Genomic DNA, 24,626 nt, shown 5'->3' with positions numbered 1-24,626 from the left:
GTTCCTGCGGTGAAGAAGCCGGGGGCTGTGCCAACCTTCTTTGTGCCCGAAGCCGTCAGATCCACTTGGGTGCCGCCGGCGCCGGCCCGGCGCCCGCGGCCACCCTGCCGCTCCCGCGTCCGGTGGCCCATTGCACGACGCCGGCAAGAGGCCCGGCGACCACGACGGCGGCGTCCGGATCGCCGAAGGTGCGGTCCGTGCCACTGACCTTGATCAACAACCCGGCGTCGGACCCGCGGGCCGCCCAGGCCGAGGTGATGTCGGCCAGCAGCCGTTCCAAGACAGCCGCCGGGATGTCAGCAAACGATGCTCCGTTGTCGAGGTCCACGGCATGCACCCAGACTTCGCGGGTGCGCATCCAGACCGTTTCCGACGCCGGGACTTCCCTGCCCTGGATGGTCCGGACTGTGTGGTGCCAGGCGTCGTCGGGCAGGTCGCGCCATTCCACGCTCAGGTGAACGGCGGAGTGGTCAAAGAGGTTACGCAACGCGATGGGAGACAGCGTGGCACCGAAGTTGATCTCCTCATCCCGCACCGCAACGGAGGGATACATCGGAGTCTCCACGCCGGTCGAGGCCCACTCCACCAAGCGCGCAATCGCCCGGGCGTTGTAGCCCACGTGTGCTACAACGTGACGGCGCGTCCAGCCGGGAAGCAGCGAACCGCCGTCGAGCTCGGCATCGCTGAGTTCATTGAGCTTGCGGGCGAAGAACGCGGTCCCGCGCCGGGCCTGCAGGAGTTGTTCCTGCAGGCCCGGATCGGTGGTGAGGTCTTGGCGGGCGACCATCAGGCTTCCTTGACCACGCGGTTGTTCAGCTGGCCCAGGCCCTCGATGGTGGTGACCAGGAGCTGGCCTTCCTGGAGGTAGCGCTTGGGGTCCTGGGCGTGGCCCACACCGCCGGGGGTGCCGGTCGCGATGACGTCGCCAGGGTTCAGGGTGATGATGGTGGAGATGTAGGACACCAGGAATTCGGGGGTGAACACCAGGTCCCCGGTGGGGGTCTGCTGCTGGATCTCCCCGTCAACGGCCGAGGTCATCAAAGGCCCGGCTGTGAACTCGTCCTTGGTGACCAGGGCCGGCCCGAAGGGCGTCGATTTCTCCCAGGTCTTGCCCTGCAGCCACTGGATGGTGCGGAACTGGTAGTCGCGCATGCTGATGTCGTTCAGCACCGAGTACCCGGCGATGTGGTCGGCCGCGTCGGCTTCGCTGATGCGCCGGCCTTTCTTGCCGATCACGACGGCGAGCTCGGCCTCCCAGTCAACGGTGTCCGACTCCTGCGGCAGCGCCAGATCGTCGTTGGGACCAATCAGCGATTCCTGGTACTTCGCGAACAACGTGGGGTACTCGGGGATTTCCCGGCCCATCTCTTTGATGTGGTTGCGGTAGTTGTGCCCGACGCAGATGATTTTCCCCGGTGAGGGCACGACGGCGGCGAGGTCGGCGCCGTCGTACGCGTGCGTTGCGCCGTTGGCCGCCTCCGCGATGGCCGCCCAGGCGGGGTCCTGCAGGAGGGCGCCCACGTCGGAGAACCCGTCGATCTCGGTCAGGGTGTCGCCGTCCTGGCGGACCGCCGTCGTCGTTCCGGCGGAAGTGCGGAGGGTGAGGAGTCTCATTTGTTGCGTCCTTCGATGTACGTGCGGTTGAAGTTCAGTCGTTCGAAAATGGGGGCATCGCTGAAGCGGAACAGATCAAACGACGTTTCGGCCTGCAGGGACCATTCCTGCCAGGACGGCACAACAAAGAGGTCGCCCTTCTCCAGGACCTTCGATTCCCCGTTCAACACCACGGTGCCGGTGCCTTCGAAGACCTGCCACACGCTGGAGCCGACTTCGCGCATGGCCTGGGTGGAGGCCCCGGCGCGCAAGCGGTGGAACTCGGCCCGGATGGTGGGCATCACGTCCCCGCCCGTGGTCGGGTTGGTGTAGCGCACGGCGGCATGGCCCTGGGAGACGGTGGCGGGGTGGCCTTCGTCTTCAAGGAGCAATTGCTCGCGGAGGGCCGCATCGGTGTGTTCCCAGCGGTATGCCGCGATGGGTGAGTTGGTGGTGTCATCCAGCCCGGAGAGCGGGCGCAGGCCCGGGTGGGCCCAGAGCCGCTCGGAACGGGAGATGTCCGGGGTGGCCTCGTCCGTGACGCGCTCGGTGCCGAACTCGAAGAACCCGGCGTCGGCGTAATGCACGAACGGGATGTCGAGCCCGTCGATCCAGGCCATCGGCTGATCAGTGTCGTTGTGGTGGCCATGGAAGTTCCAGCCCGGCGTGAGCAGGAAGTCACCCCGGCGCATCGCCACCGGATCCCCGTTCACCACGGTCCACACGCCTTCGCCCTCGACGACGAAGCGGAAGGCGTTCTGCGAATGGCGGTGCTCCGGGGCAGTCTCGTGCGCACCCAGATACTGGATCGCAGCCCACAGGGTCGGCGTCGCATACGGGGTGCCGGCCAGGCCCGGGTTCGCCAACGCGATGGCCCGGCGTTCCCCGCCACGGCCCACGGGAACCAAGTCCCCGGCGCGGGCGGCCAAGGGGTACAGATCGTTCCAGCGCCACACGTGCGGCACGGCTTTCGGGGACGGCACCATCGGCATCAGGTCCGCGATCTCGGTCCAGAGCGGAATCAGGTTCCCGGCCTCGAAATCCTTATACAGCTGCTCCAGCTGGGCAGCTTCTTCGGGAGTCGGCTCAGGAACCGCATGCGCGGCCGCGACCGATTCATGTGTTGTGCTATCGGCGCTGATGGACACAGGGGCCTCCTCGATGGGTGCGGGACAGTTTTGGCGTACTCCTGACCCTAGGGAGGCCCCCAAGTGATCTCCAGCATATTCTGCTAGCCAGAATCACCTGTCCCACCTTGCTCACGGACTGACCCAACTGACTCGCATTTGTTGTCGTTATGGGCCCTCAAAACGACACCTATTGCGAGCTAGTTGGGTGGGTTATGGCTGGGACTCGGCGGGATTGGCGGCGATGTCGATCTCCAATTGGCGCCGGGTTTCCCGCATGATGCCAACAAGACCAGCATCGAAGAGCCTGCGGAACCGCGCCACGGGAGTCGCGACGCTGAGGGCACCAACTGCAACGCCGCGCCCGTTGTGCAGGGCCACACCCAGGGCGCTGATCCCTTCCTCCGTGCCTTCGAAATTCGCGGCGAATCCGTTGCTCCGGATCGTCTCAAGCTCGCGCAGGAAAGCCGGATATTCGGCGTCGGGAATGTTGTCCCCGCCGATCTCCGCATTATGGCTGCGGAACAACTGCTCAATCATGGCGGGCTCCAGCTCCGCCAACAGCGCCTTGCCTCCCGAGGCCTTGTTCGCGGGCAGCACGGTCCCCTGCCGGTCGCCCACCCGCAGGGCGTTCGTCCCCTCCACCGTCGCCAGGAACCGCACCTTGGTACCCACGCGGACCATGAGGTTGACGGTCTCGTTAATCCGGCCGCTCAGGAGTTCCATGTGCGGTTGCGCCACGGTGCGCAGCAATCGGCTCCAACTCAGTCCCGCCGGACCCACTCCCATGGCCGGCCCGGGCACATAACGGCGGTTCTCGTCCTGGACCGCGAACCCCCGGTAGACCAACATCGCCAACAGCCGGTGGGCTGTAGAAGGTGCAACACCCAGCTCCGCCGCGGCGTCCTTGAGGCGTAGGCTGCCGCCGTCGCGCAGGAGCTGAAGGAGGTGCAGGGCGTTGTCCACGGCTTCAATGGAATAGGCCGGTTTCTTGCGGGCTGGAAGATTCTGCACGACAGAATTCTATTGGGCCACACAAGCAACGGCCACACAGTGGTGGGATGAATCACACCCCATCCGCTGCAGCGCCGGAGCGGACCCAAGACGGCGTTCACCACTCTCCCGGAGCATCAGCCCGGTTCAGCAAGCGTTCCGCCGCTGCCGCGCTGGTCTGCTGGCTGCTCGTGGTATTCGATGGCTACGACCTCATCGTTTACGGAACCGTGCAGTCCTCCCTCATCACCGACACAGGCTGGGGGCTCACCAAAGCCACGGCCGGCACGGTCGGTTCGATGGCGTTCCTCGGCATGATGATCGGAGCCATCTTCGCCGGCAGGATGTCGGACAGCTGGGGGCGGCGACGAACCATCATCGCCTGCGCCGCACTGTTTTCGCTCTTCACCATCCTGTGCGCGTTCTCCCCGAACGCCTTCGTCTTCGGCGGCCTGCGCTTGCTGGCCGGCATTGGCCTGGGCGGACTTGTTCCCTCTGCAAATGCCTTGGTCGCGGAACTGGTTCCCGCCAAGTGGCGGTCCACGATCGCCACACTGATGATGTCCGGAGTGCCGATCGGCGGCTCGATCGCCGCGGTGGCCGGCATTCCGCTGATTCCCGCCTTCGGCTGGCCGGTCATGTTCCTCGTGGCCGCCGTTGCCCTGCTCGTGGTGGTTCCGCTCGGCATCCGCTTCCTCCCGGAGACGCTCCTGGAGGCTCGCCCTGCCGCCAAGAACGCGAATCAAACAGGCGGCTTCAAGTCCCTCCTCCGCGCCCCGTACCTCGGTATGAGTCTCCTGTTCGCGATCTCCACCCTCGTGACGCTCTTTGCTTGGTACGGCCTGGGCACGTGGCTGCCGAACCTGATGCAACTGGCCGGCTACAACCTCGGATCAGCCCTGACGTTCGCCCTGGCACTCAACCTCGGTGCCGTCGTCGGCTCGGTGGCCACCGCTTGGGCAGGAACGCGCTTCGGTCCCATCCCGACGGCGATCGCGGCAGCCGCCGTCGCCGCCGTCGCGCTGGCCGTGCTCGTGGCGGGTCCGCCCGTGGGGCTTGTCTACCTTATGTTGGTGCTGGCCGGGGTGGGCACCCACGGAACCCAGTGCCTGATCATCGCGGCGGTGGCCAGCCATTACCCTGCGCATTTGCGCGGCACAGCGCTCGGCTGGGCCCTCGGCGTCGGCCGCATCGGCGCGGTCGCCGCGCCCCAAGTAGGCGGACTGCTGCTCGCGGCCGGGCTCGGCGTCAACTCGAACTTCCTGGCATTTGCCGGGGCCGCCGCCGTCGCGGCCATCCTGCTCGGCATCATCGGCACGAAACTCAAAACCGCGAAGATCAAAACCGCCAAAACCCAATCCAAAAACACCACCTCCGTAGGAGTCAGCAATGTCTAATCGCAACCCGTCCACTGAAGTCCTCGTCGTCGGCGGAGGGATGGCCGGCCTCGCCGGCGCCCTTGCCCTCCGCGCGAACGGCGCCGAGGTCACCTTGGTTGAGCGGGCCCCCGAATTCGGCGAGGTCGGCGCGGGACTGCAGATGGCACCCAACGCCTCCCGCGTCCTGAAGCGCTGGGGCCTTCTCGAGAAGGCGCTCGAGATCGGCGTCCGGCCCAAACACTTGGTGTTCCGCGACGCCCTGAGCGGTGAGGAACTCACCCGGCAGACCCTCGGAGGCGAGTTCGAAGAGCGTTACGGCGCCCCGTACGTGGTGATCCACCGCAGCGACCTGCACCGGATCCTGTTGGAAGCCTGCCAGGACGCCGGTGTCCGCTTGGTGAACGACGTCGTCGTCGAGAAAGTCGAGACCGTGAACGGCCGCGGGATGGCTCACACGTCGACTGGCGACGTTTACGAGGCCGACGTCGTGATCGGCGCCGACGGCCTCAAGTCCACGCTCCGCCCCTCCGTCGCGCAGGACGGGCCGGTGTCGTCGTCGTACGTCGCCTATCGCGGAACCGTCCCCATCACCGCTGAGACCCCGGCGACGGATCTTGAAGACGTCGTCGTCTACCTTGGACCGGACTGCCACCTCGTGCAATACTCGCTGCGCAAAGGCGAACTGCTCAACACTGTGGCCGTCTTCAAGTCGCCCTCGTTCGAGCGCGGCGAGGAGCAATACGGAGGCCTCGACGAACTCGAGGCGGCTTATAAGGACTGCATCCCGGCAGTACAGCGAGCGCTGCAGAACCTGGCGACCGGCATCCGCTGGCCCATGTACGATCGGGATCCGATCGAGAACTGGATCGACGGCCGCCTGGTTCTGATGGGCGATGCCGCGCATCCCATGCTCCAGTACTTGGCCCAAGGCGCGTGCCAAGCCCTTGAAGACGCCGCGGTCCTCCAAGACTCCACCGTCGGTTCCGTGTTCACCGACGACGGCGTGGACACCGGTGCGTGGGATCGCGCCATCAGCGATTTCAACTCAGCCCGCGCGGCACGCACGGCCCGCGTCCAGCGCACCGCGCGCGTCTGGGGAGAGTCCTGGCATGTGTCCGGCGTCGCGCGCGTCTTGCGGAACCTGCTGTTCAAGAGCCGCAAGGACGGCGACTTCCAGTACAGCGATTGGCTCTACGGCCAAGAAGGCGACGGCGTTCCGGCGGTCCCTACGGAAGGCACGGCGAGGACTGATGCGCTGGCGGGAACGCACGCCTAGGAGCATCCGTTATGTCAATTGTAGCTAAGCAAATTGCTGGACTCCTGGAGCAGACCGAAGCAGACTGACTACACGAGCCACTTGGGTGCTTGCCGTTGAAAGGACAGTCATGTTCGACCTCGTTGCTTATCTCCCCGTTCTTGTCACCGTCGTGGGGGTAGTTGTCGCCGTTGCCGTCATTAGGCTTCTCATTAAATTGATGTGGAAGGTGGCTGAACCAAACGAGGCACTCATCATTTCCGGCCTGACTCGGGGAAGCTTGGACACCAGGGACGGAATGGATTTCAAAATCGTCACCGGGAAAGGCGCCTTGGTGGTTCCCGGGCTCCAAACAGTGAGGACTTTGTCCCTGACGCTGAATGAAACAGAACTCCAGGTGAACTGCGTGACCTCGCAAGGTATCCAGGTGATCGTGGAGGGCGTGGTTATTTACAAAATCGGGGACGCCGCACCTTTCATCGCGAATGCGGCGAGGAGGTTTCTCGGCCAGCAGCCCAAAATGCAAAGCCAGGTCTACAACGTTTTTGAGGGGCATTTGCGCTCGATCATCGGCAGCATGACCATGGAAGAAATCATCCGCGAGCGCGACAAACTTGCATCCTTGGTCCGCAGCGCCAGCGGCATAGAAATGGAAAAGCTTGGCTTGGTGGTTGATTCCCTCCAAATAAAGGATCTCCAGGACCCGACGGGTTACATCCAAAACCTGGCCAAACCGCACATTGCGCAGGTCAAAATGGAGGCGCGCATTGCCGAAGCCACCCGGAACCGCGAGGCCGCGGAGAGGGAAGCCGAGGCAGCTGCCCAGATCGCGGACGCCCAAAGCATCTCGGCGATCAAGCAATCAGCGGCCCAGGCCAATGCCGAAACGGCCCGGGCCAACGCCGCGCAGGCAGGCCCGTTGGCTGATGCCACCGCGCGCCAGCAAGTGGTGGTCCAGGAAACCGAAGTCGCCAAGCTGGAGGCCGACCGCGAAGAGCAGAAGCTTCAGACGTCCATCAGGAAGCCTGCCGATGCCAAGGCGTATGCCCAGCGGACCGAGGCGGAAGCGCAAAAGGCTGCCGACATCAGCGCGTCCGAGGCGCGGGCACGGCGCACGGAACTCGAGGCCCAGGCGAACGCCCGCAGGGTGGAAGTCGAAGCTCAAGCCAATGCCACGGCCGCGGCCGCCATTGCGGGAGCCACCAAGATCACCGGTGAAGCCGAAGCTGCCGCCACCCGGGCCCGGGGCGACGCCGCAGCCTCGGCCATCAAGGCCAAGTCCTTGGCGGAAGCGGACGGCATCAAAGCCCGTGCCGAGGCGCTCGGAACCAACCAAGAGGCAGTTATTTCCCAGCAGCTTGCGGAGAACATGCCCGCCATCGTGGCTGCCGCGGCCGAACCGTTTGCCCACGTGGGGCAGATGACGGTCCTCAACGGTGGCGAGGGCCTCAACAGTATGGTGGGCGGGATCCTCTCCCAGGTGGGCAACTACCTTCCGTCGATCACAGCTGCCCTCAAGAACGGCAAGGAAGCGCCCAAGCGGCCCACCAAAACCCCTGATGCATAGGGACACCGATGCACAAAGAGGTTGATCGGAGCCTGACCGGCAAAATCGGCAGGGTCACGGGTCGAATCGGGCCGGGCACCGTGGGAGAAGTGATGCTGCCGTTCCACGGCGGCACGAGCGCCTTCCACGCGCACCCCTTCGACAAAAACAGTGTCTTCAACGTGGGTGACGAGGTGCTTGTCATCTATTACGAGCCCCCCGGGACGGTATTCGTTGACGAGCTGCCGGATGTTCTGAAGACGGCGCGATAACGCGGCCGGCCCGGCCGCCAGATAGAACAACTGAGGGCGGCTAAGCAGCCGCCCTCAGTTGTCTCAGTGAATCTCTGTTGCTCAGCCCAACGGCGGAGCTCCCACGGAGTCGTACATCGCGTAGTCGTCGGTGGTGACCGATCCGTTGCTGAACAAGCTCAACCCGAAACTGATGGCAGTGGCCCCGGCGGGGAGCGCCGGCGTCGTGAAGCTTGCCTGGGTGTACGTGCTGGCGGCAGCCAGCCACGGTCCGGAAGTCCAATACACCCAGTTGTTGGAGGCGTCACGGTAATACAAAGCGAACTGTGTGACGGCTGTGGAGGTGTACCAGACCCGCACCGAGTAGGTGTGGCCAGCGACGGCCGCGGGTGGGCAGGTGCTGGTGTCCATGGTGGGCAACAGTTTCGCGTCACCGCTCGAGTATCCCGTGATGGTGAGTTTCTCCGCCTTAGTACCGGTGTGCGCGGTAGCTACCGTGCTGAATGTGGCGGTGTTGGTGCCGTATCCGCCGGCCTGCCAGCACTGCGGGAACGAACCCGACCCGGCCGTTTCAAGGCTGGGGTTTTGTACCAGGTTGCCGCCGGCCGGTGGTGGCGGCGGAGGCGGTGGCGGCGTCCCGACGTCGAACATCTCGTAGTCATCCGTGGTCAGGGTGCCGTTGCTGAACAGATTCAGCCCGAAGCTGATGCCGCTGGCCCCGGTGGGCAGCGGAGGCGTTGTCCACGTGGCCTTCTGATAGCTCGTAGCCGCCGAGAACCAAGGACTCGATGTCCAGTACTTCCACGTGCCGAGGCCGGTCCGATAGTAGAGCTCGAACTGGGTATTCGTGGTCGATTTATACCAGGCACCTATCGAATAGGAGTTCCCCGGTGTGGCCGTTGGTGAGCAACCTCCCAGGTCGAGGGTGGGTAGCAGCTTCGCGTCGCCGTCGACATAGTTGGTCACCACGAGTTGTTCGGCGACCTTTCCCGTGTGTCCCGGCTTGACGGTGGAGAACGTTGGAGTGTTCGTTCCATAGCCTCCGGCTGCCCAGCACTGGGGTACGCCGCCTACGAGGGTTTCAAGGCTTGGGTTCTTGATGAGGTTTCCGGTGCCCTCAGGCGGAGCAGGCGGTCCCGAGACGAGCGGCTTGACGGTTCCGCCGATCACTTGCGCCACCGTCTTGACCATGGTGGTTGCAGGGCGGGACTTGAGCCACGTGGCGAACTGGTTGAACAGGGTCGGGGTGACGTTCAGCGGATCGGTGCTGGTCGCTGAAATGTGGTGGAAGGTGAGCTGGACCCACCCGCCTGCCGGCTCCGCCTGGGTGACGGACTTTTGCAGGTCGGCCAGGGTCCAGGTGTTGTCAACCTCGTCGGGAGCAGCGGTGTCGTATGCGTTCACCGGCGGGATGCTCTCCGCGAGCGGGCAACCGGCGCAACTGAACCGCGTCTTGATGTCGCCAAGACCGCGGGCGCTGTTCAACCCGCAATTCTTCACAATGGTTTCGATCGATGCGTTCTCGGCAGCGAAGGGATAGGCGAAGTCAGTGATCGTGAATCCAAGGTTGCTGAGGTTCACCCTGTCGTTGCAGATCTGGCGGGTTGCCTCATCCGACGTCACGGTGGTCAGGTCCGGGTGTGTGACTGTGTGGCCGGCAATCTCATTGCCGTTCGCCACAAGGCCCTGCATGTCGCTTGTTGTCAGGTAATTGGGGTTGTTGATGAATCCTGACGGCGTGAAGAAAGTACCCACCAAGCCCAGGCTCTGCATGGTCTGCGCGGCGGTGAGCTGATCGGCATTTGCATCATCAAAAGTCAGGGTGACGATGGTGGGGTTGGCAGCTTGGGCTGCAGGTGCGGTGACGCCGGTGAAAGCGAGTACAACTACAACGGTGGATAACCAGGTAAACCATCTACCGGGGATCGTCCTCTTGAACGTCCGGTTCTGGTCAACTTGGTTAGTACGATGGAGGATTTTCATAGGGTCTGGCTCGATTCTAGACAACGGCCTGGCCGGACATACGGGCGGCGCGGGGCGAAAACACCCTGCGCTGTTCAGCGCATGAGGGCGCGCCGCCCAGTCAGCGCCCTCCTGCCGAAATACCCCGGTGCCCGGGACAAGCCCCAGTCATGGCCACGAGGTTCACTACGGTGTCACCGTAAGGCGGGCCGATACGGGGGAATAAGAGTAACTTCTACCCGTCTTCCAGCCCGGTAGTTACCCAGATTGGCGAAATCTCCGGCCGCGCGGATCCTCCACTCGGGAAATCAACGTCAATTTGTTAACCAAACCTTCCCCCTACCGTCACGCCCATTCCCCCGCGTCGCCAACCTCCGCGCACACCGTGGAGGGGTGAGGATCGCTATCGTTGCCGAATCATTCCTGCCGCTCATGAACGGGGTCACGCACTCCATCCTGCGGGTGCTGGAGCATCTGCAAGAGCGAGGCGACGAAGTGATGGTGATTGCGCCGTCGACGTCGGACACTGCCGTCTCCGACGTCGTGAACGGCGCTTTCGTCCACCGCCTCCCCTCCGTGCCCTTGGCCGGATACACAAATGTGCGGGTGGCGTTGGGCGGTGTGAGCCGGGTCAAGAGAATCCTTGCCGACTACGCGCCCGACGTTGTCCACCTCGCCTCACCTTTCGTGCTCGGATGGCGGGCCGTGCAGGCCGCGCACCAGCTCGGCATCCCCACGGTTGCGATTTATCAAACCGAGGTGCCGAGCTACGCCGCCCGGTATGGCCTCCCCATGCTGGAGAACTGGGCATGGAACCGGGTGGACAACATCCATCTTCGGGCGGACCGGACGTTGGTCCCGTCCACGTTCGCGCTCAACCAGTTGCGCGGCCGCGGGATCCTAAGGGTGGGCATGTGGCGGCGCGGTGTGGATACCGCGCGGTTCTCCCCCACCAAGCGCTCGACGGCGTGGCGCGCCTCCGTAGCGCCCCACGGCGAGCGCATCATCGGCTATGTCGGCAGGCTCGCGGTGGAGAAGCAGGTGGAGGACCTTGCCGTTCTCGCGGATCTGCCGGGAACCCGGCTTGTGATTGTGGGCGACGGTCCGCAACGCGCCGCCCTCGAAGCAGCACTGCCAAACGCTTTCTTCACCGGGTTCCTGGGCGGCGAGGAATTGGCCCAAGTAGTGGCCGGCCTTGACCTCTTCGTTCATCCTGGCGAGTTCGAAACCTTCTGCCAGACGATCCAGGAGGCCATGGCCTCCGGCGTTCCCGTCGTGGCCACCGGCCGCGGCGGTCCCCTCGACCTCGTGGAAAACTCGCGCACCGGCTGGCTTTACGAGCCGGGAGACCTCGCGCAGTTGCGGGCCTACGTTCAGGACCTGGTGGGCGACGACGCCAAGCGCCGCGCGTTCGGAACGGCGGCACTCGCTTCGGTCCAAGGACGAACATGGCCGGTGCTGAGCGCGCAACTTGTCCAGCATTACGAGGCAGTGATCGCCGGCGAAGCGCTCGTGGAGCCTGCCGCCGCGCCAAGCCCGGTTCAGCCGGCCGGGCTGCACGCGGCCGGGCTCAAACCGGCCGAGCCTGCCACCATTTCCGTGACTTCCAGCAAAGGACTCCCAGCATGAAAATCTCCGTTGTAGGCTGCGGCTACCTCGGCGCGGTGCACGCCGCCACGCTCGCATCGATGGGCCACACCGTGGTGGGCATCGACGTCGACGCCCAGAAGGTCGCCCACCTGAACAAGGGCTTCGCGCCCTTCCACGAACCCGGCCTCGACGAACTTCTCCGGGACGGCTTCGCCACCCAACGCCTCACATTCTCCACCGACTTCGCCGATGCCGCTGACGCCCAGACGCACTTCCTCTGCGTGGGCACCCCGCAGTCCAAGACCTCGGATACCGCGGACCTCTCCTACGTGATCGCCGCCACGAAGAGCCTCCTCCCGCATCTGGCGAGGGGCGCCGCCGTCGTCGGCAAATCCACCGTTCCCGTGGGAACAGTGGACATGCTCCGCGGCATCCTTGCCCGCAGGCCGGATGTCCTGCTCGGCTGGAATCCCGAGTTCCTGCGCCAAGGCACGGCGGTCAAGGATTCCTTGGTACCGGACCGTTTGGTGTACGGCGTGCCGGGCGGCAAGGACTCCGCCGCCGGCGCCCCGGTCACGGCTGCGCTGGACGCCGTCTACGAACCGCTGATTTCAGCCGGGATACCGCGGTTGGTCTGCAACTTCGCGACGGCCGAGCTCATCAAGTCCGCCTCCAATGCATACCTCGCCACGAAGCTCAGCTTCATCAACGCCATCGCCGAACTGTGCGACGCCTCAGGGGCCGACGTCACGGAGCTCAGTGAGGCGATGGGCCTGGATCCACGCATCGGCAACCGGTACCTGCACGCCGGCCTGGGTTTCGGTGGCGGCTGCTTGCCGAAGGACATCCGCTCGTTCCGCGCTCAGGCACAAGCGCTGTCCGTGCCCTCCCTCGATGAGTGGATGGGTGTGGTCGATTCCATCAATCTGGGCCAACGCGCCCGCGCCGTGGAGGTCGCCCGCGAGATGTGCAAGGGCTTTCTGTCCGGACGGACCGTCACCGTGTTGGGCGCGGCCTTCAAGCCGGACACCGACGACATCCGTGACTCCCCCTCCCTCGACGTCGCACTCCAACTGGCCGCGGCGGGCGCCCACGTTACCGTGACCGATCCCAAGGCCATCAACAACGCGTGGATGCGCTACCCGCAGCTCCGCTTCGAAGCGTCCACGACCCGCGCGCTCGACGGCGCCGAGTTGGTGCTGCTGCTCACCGAATGGGACGAATACCGTGCCCTCTCACCCGCCGTCGTCGGCTCGCTCGTACGACGCCGGATGGTACTGGACGCGCGGAACGTCCTGGATGCTCGAGCATGGCAGGCGCAAGGCTGGACGGTTCGCGGGCTCGGAACCGGCTCCAGCGTTGAGCCTTCGGTGCCGATTGCTGAAATCAAGCCTGCTGTCCTTCCCGTCGAACCGCTCAACACACGGCCCTTCATTGTCGGTTCGCCGGCCAAGGCACCCTCGACGCGACGCTGAGCCTTCTTCGCCGGGGTTGGCTGCCGCGGCCGGTCGGGGCAGGCGAGAGGGCCGCGAACGGCTCTCAGTGTTTTAGCCCCGCGAACACGTAGACGAGCCCTCCCGCACACGGAGATCGGGCTTGTTCACACTGAGAAACGGCCTTTGGCACACGGATTTTTCCGTTTTTTACACGTAGACGCCAATTTCACCGAGAGAATCTGAACCGTGGAAGGCCTTCCTTTTTGGAGGGGCACCACTCTTCAGGGCCAGCGAAACCGTTGGCCGTTCTACTCGAGAAATGGGGTTGTAGTGGAATCAACAATGACGAAAAGGACCGGCCTTCAGGCTGCGGCCGCGGCGGCACTGGCTGTGGTTGGCATCTTCGGCGCGAGCTTGGCCGTTTCGTGGATCGCGGGGTCCCTTGGCATTTCTGCCGCGGCGGCGTCCCAGATCATGCACGCCATCGAGGTCGGAGGCTGGGCACTCGTTGTCATCGGCACAATATTCGGGGCAGGAATCACGGGTGCCTTGATCGCCACGGCTCGAACCATCCTTTTCCGCATCGGTCGGGCGCAAGCGGTCGCCTAAATCGATGCTTGCTAAGACAGCACGCGTGCTTGGGGGCATCCCAGGATGGCTGCTCCCAAGCACGGGCCTGGCCATGGCTGCCATAGCCTTCTTCGGCTACTCAGCAGTGGACCTGTCCTGGATCCGGGACGCCAGGGACATGGGCGGAAGCCCCCTCTACGGCAAGGACTTCCTCCAGATCCTTGGGCGGAACGTCGGCGCGGCCTTGGTGCTGTATTCGGGGGTCGCGACCCTCGGGCTGACGACGCTTCTCGGGGCCGGAATCCTGGCGCTGTATATCGGGGCGACAGTGTCCCTCGGGGTGCATTCCGTCGGCAGTGCCGGCCTGGTTGCCGACGTCATATGGTACGTCCCGTTCGAATTCTTCGGCCTGGTGATGGCGGCGACCGCTGGATTCCAGCCCGCCGCGGGCCTGGCCCACCGGCTGCTGATGAAGAACGAGCCCCCAACCCTGAGATCGTTCATCGACGACATGGCCCGGTCCCTCGGCACTTTGCTGATTGCCTTGGCCCTCATCATCCTCGGTGCCGCCATTGAGGCCATCGTGATTCAGCTCAAGTCCTGAGGAGGATTTCATGACCAGCACGGAAGCCGGCCGAGAGTCCGAAACCGTCATCAGCGTCGCGAGGGTCGGAAAGTTGCGGCCCGAGCCGTCATCAGCAAGGGGATGGGTCTCCACGTCCCGGGGTCTATGGATCGCGAGCTACATTCTGCTGATGGTTTTGGTGGCCCTGAGGCTTCCCCTGACCAGAAAGTACCTCAACGCGAACGTTCCGGCGGACGTGCGCTCGGAAATCGGCGACGATCGCTTGCTAAGCCTCTCCATGACGGTCGGCACCGTCATGTTCTTCCTGCTCTACGCCGTAATCATCGCTTTGTATTTCTCCCTTGCCGCGTTCCTGGACAAACGCGTAATCCCCGGAAAGTCGGTACTCGCGGGCCGCGTCAATATCGGTGCCTTCTTTGTGATCGCCATTTTCGCCACGATCCCCGTGAATCTGTTCAGCGTGCTGTTCGGCGTCATCCAACCGCGTGATGTCCCGGGATTCTGGGCCTATTTCCCTTCAACGGCCCTCGTTGCCTTGGCGCTCTTCTACCGGCATTGGCGCGGGTTTTCCACAGGCAGGAAGATCCTCGTTGTGCTCTCAGCCATCGGTCTGTCAACAATAGTTGCCATCGGCTGACCTTCTTCAACTACCTCCCACGGACAGAAATCCTCAATGAATACTCAGCTTTACAGCCTTCTTCTACGAATCGTGGGCCTCATGGTCGCTGCATTCTCCGGCATTTCCCTCGGCCTCGTGTGGGCTTCTCCTTCCCCGGAAGGCCTCAACAATATCGATCCGCTCGCCGTGAAGAACGGGGCAGTCGCAATACTTCTCGTCTTCGGAGTGGGGGCACCCTTGATTGCGGCCTTTAGCCCGGCCGGGAAATGGCTACCGCTCAAGGCGGCTGTTTTCGCCGTCGCCGGTTTTGCCAACGCGGCGGCCCTCAGCCCGCTCATCGTTGTCCCGTTCCAGGGAACGACGTCGGCAATCGCCGTCGTTTGTGCGCTCGGACTAGCGGTCCTCACCATTGTGGCCTTCATGGACTCTGTCCAGAAGAAGAGTCCGAGGAGCAAGTTCTAGGTGCTGATGAGGACCACGGTCTCTCCCGTCGCAGATGCCGGCCGGACGTCGAACGCCAGGGTCCGTGCCGCATCGGTCCGCCGGTCCGATTACAGGATCCTGCGGGACTTCCGGGCGTTCGAAATCGTCAACGCGATGCGTTTGCCGCTCACCCTGGATGGCTTCAGGGCCCTCGCGGTCTTCGGATCGACAGCACTGGCCGTGCTCGCAACTATGGTGTTCGCTTCCACGATGTCTGTTCTCCGCGACGGCCCGCTCCGCCACGACACGGCCGCCGTGCTCAATTGGGGATTCCTCGGGATCCTCTACTCCGCTGTGGCGACGGTTCTCAGCGAGGTGATTTCGAGCCGACGGCTCGCAGTTTCCGGCACTCCACACCTGGAACTCTTCCGGGCGATGGAGCTTCCCCTCCCGCAGGTTGTTGTGAGATACGGCTTGCTCCCGGCACTTCGCCGCACAGGCCTCCTTTGGTATTCGGCTGTGGCATTCCTCCTTGTCTTTTTAGAGGAAACGTCGAGCTACCTCAACGTCGTGCTGGCTTCGGTCTCCGTCCTGGTTTTCGCCTCCTCTGCAGGTGCCTACTGCGTCCTCCATTTCGCTTCAACACCTGCACGACGGATAGGCCTCCATTGGCTGTATTGCCTCTTGGCTCTCATCCTCGGGCTCTTGCCCGGGGCTGTCACCGGGTTCCTCTTGCCTCAGCTCTCCCGGTTCAGCGGCCTCGCCAAGGACCCTTCGCCCTTCCTTCCAGCGTTGTGCTTGCTGGCGGCCGCTGCGTCCGGGACATTGATCCTCCTCAGCATCCGCGCATGGCGCCGCCTCAGCTATCACAGGATTTCCTTCAGTACAGAGCGACGCGGCAAGCAAAGACCGCTGACGAAGTTCGTGGTGTTCGTCGTCACGGATCTGTTGGGCAGCAAACAAGGCTCTGTGATCAGCACCATCGTCCTCGCCTGGATCGCCGTCGTTGGCATCCTCCTGGGCGCCAGGGGGATCCTTCCCGTCCACTCGGCTCTCGGTTCCGGGGAACTGCACAAATCCTTGATCGGTGTTGCCGTGCTCTTGAGCTTGGGAGTTACGGAACCGATGCTGAATCGGATCGGGCCCACCGCGAAGCTGTACCACTACCGCTTTGCCTGGGAGAACGGCTACTCCGCCAACGCGATCGTTGTCCGGCTTGTCGGGATCTACGTTATGGCGGGGGCCGCCGCCGGTGGATTTGTTTTCCTGGGGGCACTTCTCGCCTTGGACATTCCGGTTCCCGGTGCTGTTCTCGCGGGCGTGATCGTCGCCGCCTCCGGAGTCGTCGCCGAATCGCTCTCCCGGCCGCCGGCCGCCACCGACGGCACCAAAGCCAATGATGTGATGGACGCCCTTTTCACGCTCCTCCTCATCTCTCCTTGTTCGCTCATCCTTGTTGTCAGCCCTGAGTTCAGCACCGTGCTGTTGTCGGGCTATTCCATCCTCTTGATCCTGGGAGCCGCCGTATGCCTACGCCAACGTCTTTTGAGACTTCGATCGAGATTGACTCTGTAACCGTCGGCTACCGGCAGGGCTTACCTATCCTTGAGGGACTCAGCCTCAGCATGAGCGGGCCAGGACTCTACCGGGTGGCGGGCAGCAATGGCAGCGGAAAGTCGACCTTCCTTGAGCTCATCAGCGGCTTCCTCCAGCCTTGGGCCGGAAGCGTTCGCCTGTGCGGTATCGACGCTGGCTCTCCCGACGCGCGACACGTACGGAGCGTCTGCCGCACGACGCCGGCCCTCTACCCCTCCATGACTGTTCGCGATCATCTGGCTCTTGCGGCCCGCAGCCGCCAGGTCGGCCCGGAGGCCGGACTCGCCCGACTGGCCAAATATGGACTGCAGGACTGGGCTGAACAGCCCGTCTCCATGCTGTCGACGGGCAACATCCGGAAGCTCTGGTTGCTCATGTGCACCGTTGCCGATACCCCTGTGGTCGCCATCGATGAACCTTTCAATGGCATGGACCTCCAGGGCATCGAGGCCCTGATTTGCGAGCTCGGCGAATGGGCACAGCACAAGGTGGTGGTCCTCATCTCCCACACGGTTCCGGACCAACTGACCGTTAGCCATTCCTTCGTCTTCAAGCCGGAAGGAGCAACGCTGTAGTCAGGAAACCACCATGTCGGCTCACTCGGAGGGCCGTTTCTCCCGGAACGGAGACGAATCCCGGACAAGGTCAAAAAGCGCGGTGCGGGACGGGCTTCCCGTCTTGCGCAACGCGTTGGAGATGTGGCTTTCCACGGTCCGGATACTGATTCCGAGATGCTCGGCGATCTCGGGGTTCGAGCGATGACCGGCCAGGGCGGCTATCTCAATTTCCCGAACGGTCAGGGGCGAGTAGCTCCCCGAACTAAACGCGATGGGCTCATCCTCCGAGGGAAAACGTGTCGCGAACATGGAGTACGCCCGGTCCATAGCGGCCGCCCCGACGGTATTGTCCACGAAGGCATACCGCTTGAAAGCACCGCGGAGCAGCATCCTTACCTGGTAGAAATCGGCGTCGGGCTCATAGTGTTCGAGCAGCACGCCCAGCATTTGATGGTCGTCCTCCACCACCGCGGCAGCAATTGCCACAAGCTGATCATGGGACGTGGAGGGGGCATACTCCTTCAAGGTCTGCCGAAGGATTTCGAGAACCAATCGGCCAGGGAGCAGGCACGTGAAGAACAGCGCGGAATAGATCGCCTCCAGCACATAGCCACGTTCGAGCTGCCGTTGGATGAGTTTCGCGGCTTTGGCGTCGAATACAGCGGGGATGAGGGGCCGCGCGGCGACCAGTTCGTAGACTCCTCGTGCGGTCCCGGGGAGTGGTCCGATGTCTTCAGCTTCGCGCCGTGCCTGGGTGGCCAGGGTTGCTGCTGGCAGGATCGCCGACGTCGCGGTCCTCAGTCCAGCGAGCCTCAGCATGGCGTCGTGAAGGGAAGCCACGAGGAAGCCTGGCCGCCCCATGGCAAAGATGCTGCTCATGAGGTACTCGGCATCGTCGAAATAGCCGCGGTACATGAGGGCTTGGGCAGCAACATAGGTAGTGGAAACCATCCCGAATTGGTCCAGGTTGCGGCGGGCTTCTGAGCGCTGGTCGAGGGCAAAGACAATCGATTCATCAATCCGACCCGAGCTGAAAAGGGCCATGCCGCGGATGAACGCTTCGGCTCCTGGAATGCCCCTTAACCCGTTGGAGGTGTCGATGGCTTTGAGCGCGGCGGAAGGGTTGAAGCGATAGAGTTCCAGAATCCCTCGGATGCTGGAAATGACACCGCTTTCAGGGTGGCGATCGTGCAGCTGCGCGAAGGTTTCGTCGAGATTCTCCGGCATTCGCTCATAGGAAGCCCTGAGGAAAAGTTCCGCCGCTTCGGCTTCGGCGGACCATTCGGGTCGTTCCTTACCGAAGCTCCTGAGTGCGCCGGCTGCAGAATCCAGTCCTTTGCCTTTATGGATCGCCCAAAGTGCTTTGGTGAATGCCAGGAACAGGAGTTCGCACGACTCTCCGCCCGGGGTCAAGGTCTGGGCAAGTACACGCTCAATTCTCGAAGCGTCGATCGGCGAGCCCCAGTAGACGCTCAGAAGCGCCACCGCGTTCGATACCGATCTGTTGGCATCCCACAGCTCGTAGCGTTGGCGCTCCAGGACGGAGATTTGCTCGTGAAAGTGGCGCGCCGTGGCTGCGTCGTCGGAGCTACGTTCAAGGCGCAGCGCGGCCAGGACCCTCACCAGCGAATCAGCTGAGTTGCCGTCAACGAGGGATTCCTGCGGCAATCCACTGAGGGCTCGCGTGATTCGGCTCTTCAAGACCCGCCTACTTGTGAGCACCCTTTGACCACGGAAATAGTCGGCAAGGATCGGTGGTGTGATCGAAGCGCTGACATTGGTGTGGACATCCTCCATGACTGAAATGAGGCCGCGCTGCTCAAGCCTGTCGAGAACGTCTGAATGGACCACTTGTTGCAGCACATCGAGAGGCGCCGTCCCGGCGATGGCCATGGCCTGAAGGCCCGTGAGTTCATCGGATTCAAGTCCTTCGAGGAGGGATTGCACCGTGCCATGGAGGTGCTCATTCCACAGGGAGTCGCCTTTCATGTGCCACTGCCCGTGGCGGAGGACAATCGAGTCACTGAGCGCGGCAGTTTCCGCGATGCGAACCACAAGCCGCGGGTTCCCAGCCGATTTCGTCAGGATGCGGGCGGTGGTGTCAGCGTCCGCCGGAGCTCCCAGGACGTCGGTGATGAGCTCGTTCACCTGCTCGTAGCGGAGCGGATTCAGATGGACCCTGGCTTCGGGGCCGGGGCTGAGCACGGCCGGCTGTGCCATCGAGTAGATGGATGGCTCACTCATGGTGACGATCATGGGCCGTTTCGTCCGACGGCGGACGGCATCCAGAACCGCTATTGTCTCCGCGTCGACGAACTCTAGGTCATCGACGACAAGCACGCGCTCTCCCGGCCGTGAGAGCCGGCTTGCCAGGGTGTCAGCCACACCCAGAACTCCGAACTGACCTATTCGAATATCCAGGCTCAGGCTATGAATTCCACCAAATGGTATTCCGCGGTGTGAGCGGAGTCCCGAAATGGAATAAACCGTTGCTCCGGTCTTTTCCAGGTCAGCAATTGCTTTTTGCACCACGCTTGTACGGCCGCTGCCAGGCGCACCGACAATTCGAACCATCATTCCGCGAGCAACGTAGTCCAGCGTTCGCCGGACTTCTTGATCGAACACTCGCGATCCAACTTTCTCTGCTGCGCTGATCCAACGCTCTCCGGGCCAAAGGTGGTGCAAGGTCCAGACGATTCAACTGTTCCTGCCAACAGCCGGGGCGTTGGCAGGCGGACTTCCCATGCATTCCCGTGAAATCCCCCCCGGTGCGCCGACGAACCTCGCTCCAAGGGCAACCGTAGATTGCGAAACAGCCATCTCAGTGGTGTTTTGGCGAAACTCAGTGTGCCCGGGGATGCGTCTACGTGTGCCGACGTGGGGTTTTACTTCCCATCTACGTGTGCCCCAGTGAAATCTCAGTGTTCCGCCGGCGTCGAAGGGGGTGTGGTTTGGCAGGGGTTTCTCCATGGCTCTCCTGGTGGCGGTCTCATGTTTTTGACGCTACGGGGGTTTCGTGGCCGCCTCCAGACCGAACCTCGCGCATGTGGATATTTATTCGAATCTATCTTTTCATGATCGAACAAATATTCTAATTTGAGCCGTGCAATCTGATCTCGAGGGCCTCGTCAAGAGGCCTTCTTCTCTATGTGGACAACTTCTTCTTTTCCCGCATTTCAGAAGCTAGGATCTGCTGACATTCGCGTCGAAATAAGAATCATGGGGCAATAAATGAATACTCGCGCGCCTGAAAACAACGGGGAAATAGAGCACGCGTCGCACCGCTTCTTGAAATCTCGCAAGTCTATTTTCAAAGTCCTTACCGTCGTCGCGACCACCGCCGCGGCGCTCTCCCTTGCCGCCTGCGGCGGAGCTAGCCCAACAATTTCGCAGGCCGGCGCCACCCAATCGGCTTCGGCTTCGGGTTCGGCGACTCCCACCCCAACACCAACGCCGACGCCGACCGCGCCGAAAACCGCGTCCTGCGTGACGGAGAACGCGACTGAGAGCTATCCACCCAAGCAATTCATCTGCACAAAGTCCGACGCGGGAGTCCTGCTTTGGATGGAAAGCTCAGAGTCCAAGAGGGTAACGGATGCGCGCGCGGCAGCAGCCGCGGCGGCTGCGAAGGCTACGGCAGACAAGGCCGCAGCCGATAAGGCGGCGGCTGATGCCGCAGCAGCCCAGGCAGCGTCAGCTCAGGCTGCGGCCCAGGCGAAGGCTGCGGCCCAGGCGAAGGCTGCCGCCCAGGCGAAGGCTGCCGCCCAGGCGAAGGCTGCCGCCGATGCTGCTGCAGCGAAGGCACAACAAGACCAAGCCCAGGCCAGGCAGGTACAGCCGGTCGCGCCGCCGTCGTCCGTTTACTACGCGAACTGTACGGCCGCCCGGGCAGCCGGCGCCGCACCGATCTATCGGGGGCAGCCAGGCTACAGGCCCGCATTGGACAGGGATGGCGACGGGATAGCCTGCGAATAAGGGTTACACAGGACACACCCCAGGGACATCGCCGGATTCTGCTGGATCACACTGCTACAGCAAAAGCTGGGCGACACGCCAAATCCCTGTCGCTACCCGAATTCAGGTGTCGACAGGGATCTGGCGCATCCCCGGGTAATTTGCGCGTCGAAAGAAACCCCACGCAACCCAAAAAAGAGGGCACAAAAAAGCAGGACCGGTCATTGACCGGTCCTGCTTTTTGAAATCCGAAGCTTAGAGAGCCTGGATGTTTACTGCCTGGGGACCCTTGGGGCCCTGCTCGACATCGAAGGAAACCTTCTGGTTCTCTTCGAGGGAGCGGTAGCCGCCCGAGTTAATTGCAGAGTAGTGAGCGAAAACGTCCTGGCTGCCATCTTCCGGGGAGATGAAGCCGAAGCCCTTTTCGGAGTTGAACCACTTGACGATACCTGTAGCCATTTTTTCAGTTTCCTTACTGAAGGTGGAGGTTGTCCCGACTGTCGGGCCTCCGGTGTGGGGTGTTCTCCACCGTTACTTCAGAAGGTCGCGGTTGATGAACCGCGGGAACTGCCTGAACTACCAAATGCCAAACACAACAACAGCTACAAGCATACAGGCCTTTGGGCGGATGGCTACTATTTGTCAAAATCCTTCATCTGCCGCGCGCCGCACTTCACGCCGGGGTCGCTGTCCTCTCCCCTGGAATATAGCTCGCCTCCCCCTCCCCTGGAGCCTCAAGCGGCGTAGAGTTCCGCCATGGAACCGATTCGGGTCATCCTTCTTCCCGGAAGCGTTCTTCCGGCCCAACCCGCGTACGGGGCGCTGATCGACGCGCTGGGTCCCGACGTCGACGCCGTCGCGAAGGACCTTGAACTGTACGACGGCGATGAGCCGCCGCCTGGCTGGAGCCTGGACACGGAAATCGAGGGTGTCCTGCGCGAAGCCGACGCCCGCGGCTGGGAGACATTCCACTTGCTCGGCTATTCCGGTGGCGGGGCTGCGTCTTTGGCGTTCACCGCCAATCATCCACAGAGACTGCGCAGTCTCACACTCCTGGAGCCTGCGTGGGCGGGAAGCTGGGACTGGAGCCCGGGGCACACCCAGCTCTGGAAGGAGTATGAGGCGCTGGAATTACTGCCGCCTGATCAGTTCATGGCCGCTTTCATGAGGCTGGGCGTGAAGCCCGACGTCGTCCTTCCGCCACCGCCCGAGGGCGGACCGCCGCCGTGGATGGCCAAGCGGCCGGCGGGGATCAGGGCATTCCTGCGGGACTTCAAGATTTACGATCTGGACCGGGAACGGCTTGCGGCGTTCGCTCGGCCGGTGTTCTTCGTCCTCGGCGGCCTCAGCAACCCGGACGACTACGGCGAGGTCGCCGAGCGTTTGTCGACGGTCTTCCCTGACTTCCGCCTCGAAGTGTTCCCCGATCGCCATCACTTCGATCCCCCGCACCGGATCGAACCCGAGCGGCTCGGCGCGTTGCTGCGCGAGCATTGGGAACGCGCGGATCGGGCTGTGTAGGGCGCCGTGTCGGTTCCCATCAAAACATCAGGTTCCCGGATATAGACTCATCGCAACGGCGCCCTGCCATGGGGCCGCTTGGCCACCCTGAGGGGGATGCGGCTCGATGAGTGAAGTGAATGTGCCGGCACAACGGCCGGTTTTGGACATCAGCGACTTGTACGTCGCGTACGGTGCGCGGACCGTCGTCGACGGTGTGAGTTTTCAGATTCACCGGGGTGAGATCTTCGGCCTGCTGGGCCCGAACGGTGCGGGGAAGACGAGCACACTCAGCGCCATCGAAGGGCTGGTTACGCCGAAATCCGGGCGGCTGCTGGTGGACGGAATCGACGTTCAAGAAGAGCCGCTGGACGCGAAAGCGCGGCTCGGGGTGCAACTGCAGTCCTCTAGTTTCCAGGCCGAATTGACTATTCAACAGATCGCGAAGCTCTACGGCGGCCTTTACGGGGTAAAACTCTCGCGCAAGCAAATCGGGATGAGCATGCGTTCCATAGGGCTTGAAGAAGAACTGGGCAAAAGGTTCAAACAGTTGTCGGGTGGGCAGCAGCAGCGGCTTGCACTGTTCATTGCTACGATTCACAACCCCCTCCTGCTCTTGCTGGACGAACCCACCGCCGGGCTGGACCCCCAGTCACGCCGTGGACTATGGCGTCGCATCGAGGAACTCCGTGGCGAAGGCAACAGCATTCTTCTGACCACGCACTCGATGGAGGAGGCTCAGGCGGTGTGTGACCGGGTCGCGATCATCGATCACGGGGTACTGCTCACCATCGGCAAGCCGTCGGAGCTGATCGACAAACACAGGGACGATCCGCGGGTGCTTTCGGTCGCCCACGGCGCACCGACCTTGGAAGACGTGTTCATCGGACTGACTGGAAGTGAGATCCGTGACTAACACCGGCGTCGCCACTGTCCGCCCACCTCGCGGCCTCGCCATGGGTTCGTTGCTTCGTGCGGACTCCATTGTGATGCTCAACAGTAAGACTTCACTTGTTTTGAGCGCCCTGCTGCCGGTCGTCATCCTTGTGGTCACAAGCTTTGGCAAATCACAATCTCGGCTCGGAGGGTCAAACCTCCTCATCGGATTGGCGTTGACCCTTGGCCTACTCACCTCGTGCCTGCTCGGATTCACCTTGGCTCTGGCCCACGACCGTGAGATCGGTGTGCTGCAAAGGCTCCGCGTCACCCCGGCGCCCAACTGGATGATCATGACGAGCCGCCTTGTCGTCCAAATAGCCACGAACCTGCTCGCCTCCATCATTGTCGTCATCGTCGGCGCCATCGTTCACGGGCTCACGCTCAACATCGGCCAATACCTCTTGGTCATCATCATTGCGGTCCTCGGAGCGGCAATGTTCCTGGCCATCGGACAAGCCCTGGTCGGCTTGGTTCAGTCCACCAACGCCGTCAGCGCGATCGGCCGGTTGCTCATGATCTTCCTGTTGCTCCTCGGCCTCCTCGGAGGAAGCGGCATCCTCGGGGACGCGATGCAAACCATCGCGGACTGGTCCCCGGTCGGAGCCCTCCTGGCACTCTTCTCGGACGTCCTGAACCAGTCTGCCTGGAGCGGTCAGGACACCTATTCGCTCTTGGCCTGCGTGGGATACGTCGTCGTGTTCGCCTTCATCGGAATCCGCTGGTTCCGATGGAACTCGCGGTAGCGCGCGG

The 24,626-nt window shown here is 63.0% G+C and carries 23 protein-coding genes; 16 read left to right on the top strand and 7 right to left on the bottom strand.

Annotated features, from left to right (window positions below):
* Positions 1 to 55: 55 nt before the first annotated feature.
* From OIT41_RS05305 to OIT41_RS05290, 4 genes are all read right to left on the bottom strand, one after another.
* The gene (locus OIT41_RS05305; RefSeq protein ID WP_264637526.1) at positions 56 to 787 is read right to left on the bottom strand and encodes a maleylpyruvate isomerase family mycothiol-dependent enzyme; all 732 of its coding nucleotides are present in this window, start codon (positions 785 to 787) and stop codon (positions 56 to 58) included.
* On the bottom strand, positions 787 to 1,614 hold the full coding sequence (locus OIT41_RS05300) for a fumarylacetoacetate hydrolase family protein (protein ID WP_264637525.1): 828 nt from the start codon (positions 1,612 to 1,614) through the stop codon (positions 787 to 789). Before OIT41_RS05300 ends, OIT41_RS05305 begins: the two co-directional genes overlap by 1 nt.
* Positions 1,611 to 2,741, bottom strand: coding sequence for a cupin domain-containing protein (locus tag OIT41_RS05295; RefSeq protein WP_264637524.1), 1,131 nt, complete (start codon positions 2,739 to 2,741; stop codon positions 1,611 to 1,613). Before OIT41_RS05295 ends, OIT41_RS05300 begins: the two co-directional genes overlap by 4 nt.
* Before the next feature lie 192 nt (positions 2,742 to 2,933).
* Positions 2,934 to 3,734, bottom strand: a complete 801-nt coding sequence (locus tag OIT41_RS05290) for an IclR family transcriptional regulator (protein ID WP_078106040.1) — start codon at positions 3,732 to 3,734, stop codon at positions 2,934 to 2,936.
* A gap of 47 nt (positions 3,735 to 3,781) precedes the next feature.
* On the opposite strand from OIT41_RS05290, the gene OIT41_RS05285 reads away from it, so the two are divergent.
* The 4 genes from OIT41_RS05285 to OIT41_RS05270 all read left to right on the top strand — a co-directional run bounded on the left by OIT41_RS05285 (position 3,782) and on the right by OIT41_RS05270 (position 8,165).
* The gene (locus OIT41_RS05285; protein WP_241710457.1) at positions 3,782 to 5,110 is read left to right on the top strand and encodes an MFS transporter; all 1,329 of its coding nucleotides are present in this window, start codon (positions 3,782 to 3,784) and stop codon (positions 5,108 to 5,110) included.
* A complete protein-coding gene (locus OIT41_RS05280) occupies positions 5,103 to 6,368 on the top strand; it encodes an FAD-dependent oxidoreductase (protein WP_264637523.1) in 1,266 nt (421 codons plus the stop codon). The genes OIT41_RS05285 and OIT41_RS05280 overlap by 8 nt, the downstream gene beginning before the upstream one ends.
* 109 nt (positions 6,369 to 6,477) lie before the next feature.
* Positions 6,478 to 7,914, top strand: coding sequence for a flotillin family protein (locus OIT41_RS05275; RefSeq protein ID WP_241710455.1), 1,437 nt, complete (start codon positions 6,478 to 6,480; stop codon positions 7,912 to 7,914).
* Positions 7,915 to 7,922: 8 nt separating this feature from the next.
* Complete coding sequence (locus OIT41_RS05270) at positions 7,923 to 8,165, top strand: hypothetical protein (protein WP_078106044.1); 243 nt, start codon at positions 7,923 to 7,925, stop codon at positions 8,163 to 8,165.
* A gap of 81 nt (positions 8,166 to 8,246) precedes the next feature.
* Here the strand turns inward: OIT41_RS05270 and OIT41_RS05265 are convergent, their stop codons facing one another.
* A complete protein-coding gene (locus OIT41_RS05265) occupies positions 8,247 to 10,127 on the bottom strand; it encodes a polysaccharide deacetylase family protein (protein ID WP_241710454.1) in 1,881 nt (626 codons plus the stop codon).
* 372 nt (positions 10,128 to 10,499) lie between these two features.
* On the opposite strand from OIT41_RS05265, the gene OIT41_RS05260 reads away from it, so the two are divergent.
* The 8 genes from OIT41_RS05260 (at position 10,500) to OIT41_RS05225 (ending at position 17,501) form a co-directional block, all read left to right on the top strand.
* Positions 10,500 to 11,735 carry a glycosyltransferase family 4 protein gene (locus OIT41_RS05260; RefSeq protein ID WP_264637522.1) on the top strand — a complete coding sequence of 412 codons (1,236 nt, stop codon included), beginning with the start codon at positions 10,500 to 10,502 and terminating at the stop codon, positions 11,733 to 11,735.
* Positions 11,732 to 13,171, top strand: coding sequence for a UDP-glucose dehydrogenase family protein (locus tag OIT41_RS05255; RefSeq protein ID WP_264637521.1), 1,440 nt, complete (start codon positions 11,732 to 11,734; stop codon positions 13,169 to 13,171). Before OIT41_RS05260 ends, OIT41_RS05255 begins: the two co-directional genes overlap by 4 nt.
* Before the next feature lie 303 nt (positions 13,172 to 13,474).
* Entirely contained in the window at positions 13,475 to 13,741 is a 267-nt protein-coding gene (locus OIT41_RS05250; RefSeq protein WP_078106048.1) for an uberolysin/carnocyclin family circular bacteriocin, read from the top strand.
* A 73-nt stretch (positions 13,742 to 13,814) separates the two neighbouring features.
* Complete coding sequence (locus tag OIT41_RS05245) at positions 13,815 to 14,306, top strand: hypothetical protein (protein WP_264637520.1); 492 nt, start codon at positions 13,815 to 13,817, stop codon at positions 14,304 to 14,306.
* Between the two features lie 10 nt (positions 14,307 to 14,316).
* On the top strand, positions 14,317 to 14,925 hold the full coding sequence (locus tag OIT41_RS05240; protein ID WP_264637519.1) for a hypothetical protein: 609 nt from the start codon (positions 14,317 to 14,319) through the stop codon (positions 14,923 to 14,925).
* A 36-nt stretch (positions 14,926 to 14,961) separates the two neighbouring features.
* The gene (locus tag OIT41_RS05235; protein ID WP_241710449.1) at positions 14,962 to 15,369 is read left to right on the top strand and encodes a hypothetical protein; all 408 of its coding nucleotides are present in this window, start codon (positions 14,962 to 14,964) and stop codon (positions 15,367 to 15,369) included.
* A complete protein-coding gene (locus tag OIT41_RS05230; RefSeq protein ID WP_241710448.1) occupies positions 15,370 to 16,905 on the top strand; it encodes a hypothetical protein in 1,536 nt (511 codons plus the stop codon).
* Between the two features lie 50 nt (positions 16,906 to 16,955).
* Complete coding sequence (locus tag OIT41_RS05225; protein ID WP_264637518.1) at positions 16,956 to 17,501, top strand: ATP-binding cassette domain-containing protein; 546 nt, start codon at positions 16,956 to 16,958, stop codon at positions 17,499 to 17,501.
* A 21-nt stretch (positions 17,502 to 17,522) separates the two neighbouring features.
* On the opposite strand, the gene OIT41_RS05220 is transcribed toward OIT41_RS05225, so the two are convergent.
* Positions 17,523 to 19,868 carry a helix-turn-helix transcriptional regulator gene (locus tag OIT41_RS05220; protein ID WP_264637517.1) on the bottom strand — a complete coding sequence of 782 codons (2,346 nt, stop codon included), beginning with the start codon at positions 19,866 to 19,868 and terminating at the stop codon, positions 17,523 to 17,525.
* 903 nt (positions 19,869 to 20,771) lie between these two features.
* Between OIT41_RS05220 and OIT41_RS05215 the strand changes: the two genes are divergently transcribed.
* Entirely contained in the window at positions 20,772 to 21,458 is a 687-nt protein-coding gene (locus OIT41_RS05215; protein ID WP_264637516.1) for an excalibur calcium-binding domain-containing protein, read from the top strand.
* Positions 21,459 to 21,692: 234 nt separating this feature from the next.
* Here the strand turns inward: OIT41_RS05215 and OIT41_RS05210 are convergent, their stop codons facing one another.
* Complete coding sequence (locus tag OIT41_RS05210; RefSeq protein ID WP_028266315.1) at positions 21,693 to 21,896, bottom strand: cold-shock protein; 204 nt, start codon at positions 21,894 to 21,896, stop codon at positions 21,693 to 21,695.
* Positions 21,897 to 22,193: 297 nt separating this feature from the next.
* Here OIT41_RS05210 and OIT41_RS05205 point away from each other — a divergent pair, with 297 nt between their 5' ends.
* The 3 genes from OIT41_RS05205 (at position 22,194) to OIT41_RS05195 (ending at position 24,619) form a co-directional block, all read left to right on the top strand.
* Entirely contained in the window at positions 22,194 to 22,958 is a 765-nt protein-coding gene (locus tag OIT41_RS05205; protein ID WP_264637515.1) for an alpha/beta fold hydrolase, read from the top strand.
* Positions 22,959 to 23,064: 106 nt separating this feature from the next.
* On the top strand, positions 23,065 to 23,853 hold the full coding sequence (locus OIT41_RS05200) for an ABC transporter ATP-binding protein (protein ID WP_264637514.1): 789 nt from the start codon (positions 23,065 to 23,067) through the stop codon (positions 23,851 to 23,853).
* Positions 23,846 to 24,619 carry an ABC transporter permease gene (locus OIT41_RS05195; RefSeq protein ID WP_264637513.1) on the top strand — a complete coding sequence of 258 codons (774 nt, stop codon included), beginning with the start codon at positions 23,846 to 23,848 and terminating at the stop codon, positions 24,617 to 24,619. The genes OIT41_RS05200 and OIT41_RS05195 overlap by 8 nt, the downstream gene beginning before the upstream one ends.
* The last annotated feature ends 7 nt before the right edge of the window (positions 24,620 to 24,626 follow it).

Origin of the sequence: Arthrobacter sp. YA7-1 (assembly GCF_025960325.1) — a bacterium.
GTDB classification, from domain to species: Bacteria; Actinomycetota; Actinomycetes; order Actinomycetales; family Micrococcaceae; genus Arthrobacter; species Arthrobacter bambusae_A.
The sequence above is the reverse complement of the archived record's forward strand: the minus strand, read 5'-3'. Positions and strand labels throughout refer to the sequence as shown.

Excerpts from the sequence above, each read along its gene's own strand:
- OIT41_RS05270 (WP_078106044.1), top strand. The coding sequence starts at position 7,923 with ATGCACAAAGAGGTTGATCGGAGCCTGACCGGCAAAATCGGCAGGGTC.
- OIT41_RS05210 (WP_028266315.1), bottom strand. The coding sequence starts at position 21,896 with ATGGCTACAGGTATCGTCAAGTGGTTCAACTCCGAAAAGGGCTTCGGC.
- OIT41_RS05300 (WP_264637525.1), bottom strand. The coding sequence starts at position 1,614 with ATGAGACTCCTCACCCTCCGCACTTCCGCCGGAACGACGACGGCGGTC.
- OIT41_RS05280 (WP_264637523.1), top strand. The coding sequence starts at position 5,103 with ATGTCTAATCGCAACCCGTCCACTGAAGTCCTCGTCGTCGGCGGAGGG.
- OIT41_RS05275 (WP_241710455.1), top strand. The coding sequence starts at position 6,478 with ATGTTCGACCTCGTTGCTTATCTCCCCGTTCTTGTCACCGTCGTGGGG.
- OIT41_RS05285 (WP_241710457.1), top strand. The coding sequence starts at position 3,782 with ATGAATCACACCCCATCCGCTGCAGCGCCGGAGCGGACCCAAGACGGC.
- OIT41_RS05245 (WP_264637520.1), top strand. The coding sequence starts at position 13,815 with ATGGCTGCCATAGCCTTCTTCGGCTACTCAGCAGTGGACCTGTCCTGG.
- OIT41_RS05235 (WP_241710449.1), top strand. The coding sequence starts at position 14,962 with ATGAATACTCAGCTTTACAGCCTTCTTCTACGAATCGTGGGCCTCATG.
- OIT41_RS05200 (WP_264637514.1), top strand. The coding sequence starts at position 23,065 with ATGAGTGAAGTGAATGTGCCGGCACAACGGCCGGTTTTGGACATCAGC.
- OIT41_RS05305 (WP_264637526.1), bottom strand. The coding sequence starts at position 787 with ATGGTCGCCCGCCAAGACCTCACCACCGATCCGGGCCTGCAGGAACAA.
- OIT41_RS05225 (WP_264637518.1), top strand. The coding sequence starts at position 16,956 with ATGAGCGGGCCAGGACTCTACCGGGTGGCGGGCAGCAATGGCAGCGGA.
- OIT41_RS05240 (WP_264637519.1), top strand. The coding sequence starts at position 14,317 with ATGACCAGCACGGAAGCCGGCCGAGAGTCCGAAACCGTCATCAGCGTC.
- OIT41_RS05255 (WP_264637521.1), top strand. The coding sequence starts at position 11,732 with ATGAAAATCTCCGTTGTAGGCTGCGGCTACCTCGGCGCGGTGCACGCC.
- OIT41_RS05265 (WP_241710454.1), bottom strand. The coding sequence starts at position 10,127 with ATGAAAATCCTCCATCGTACTAACCAAGTTGACCAGAACCGGACGTTC.
- OIT41_RS05205 (WP_264637515.1), top strand. The coding sequence starts at position 22,194 with ATGGAACCGATTCGGGTCATCCTTCTTCCCGGAAGCGTTCTTCCGGCC.
- OIT41_RS05250 (WP_078106048.1), top strand. The coding sequence starts at position 13,475 with ATGACGAAAAGGACCGGCCTTCAGGCTGCGGCCGCGGCGGCACTGGCT.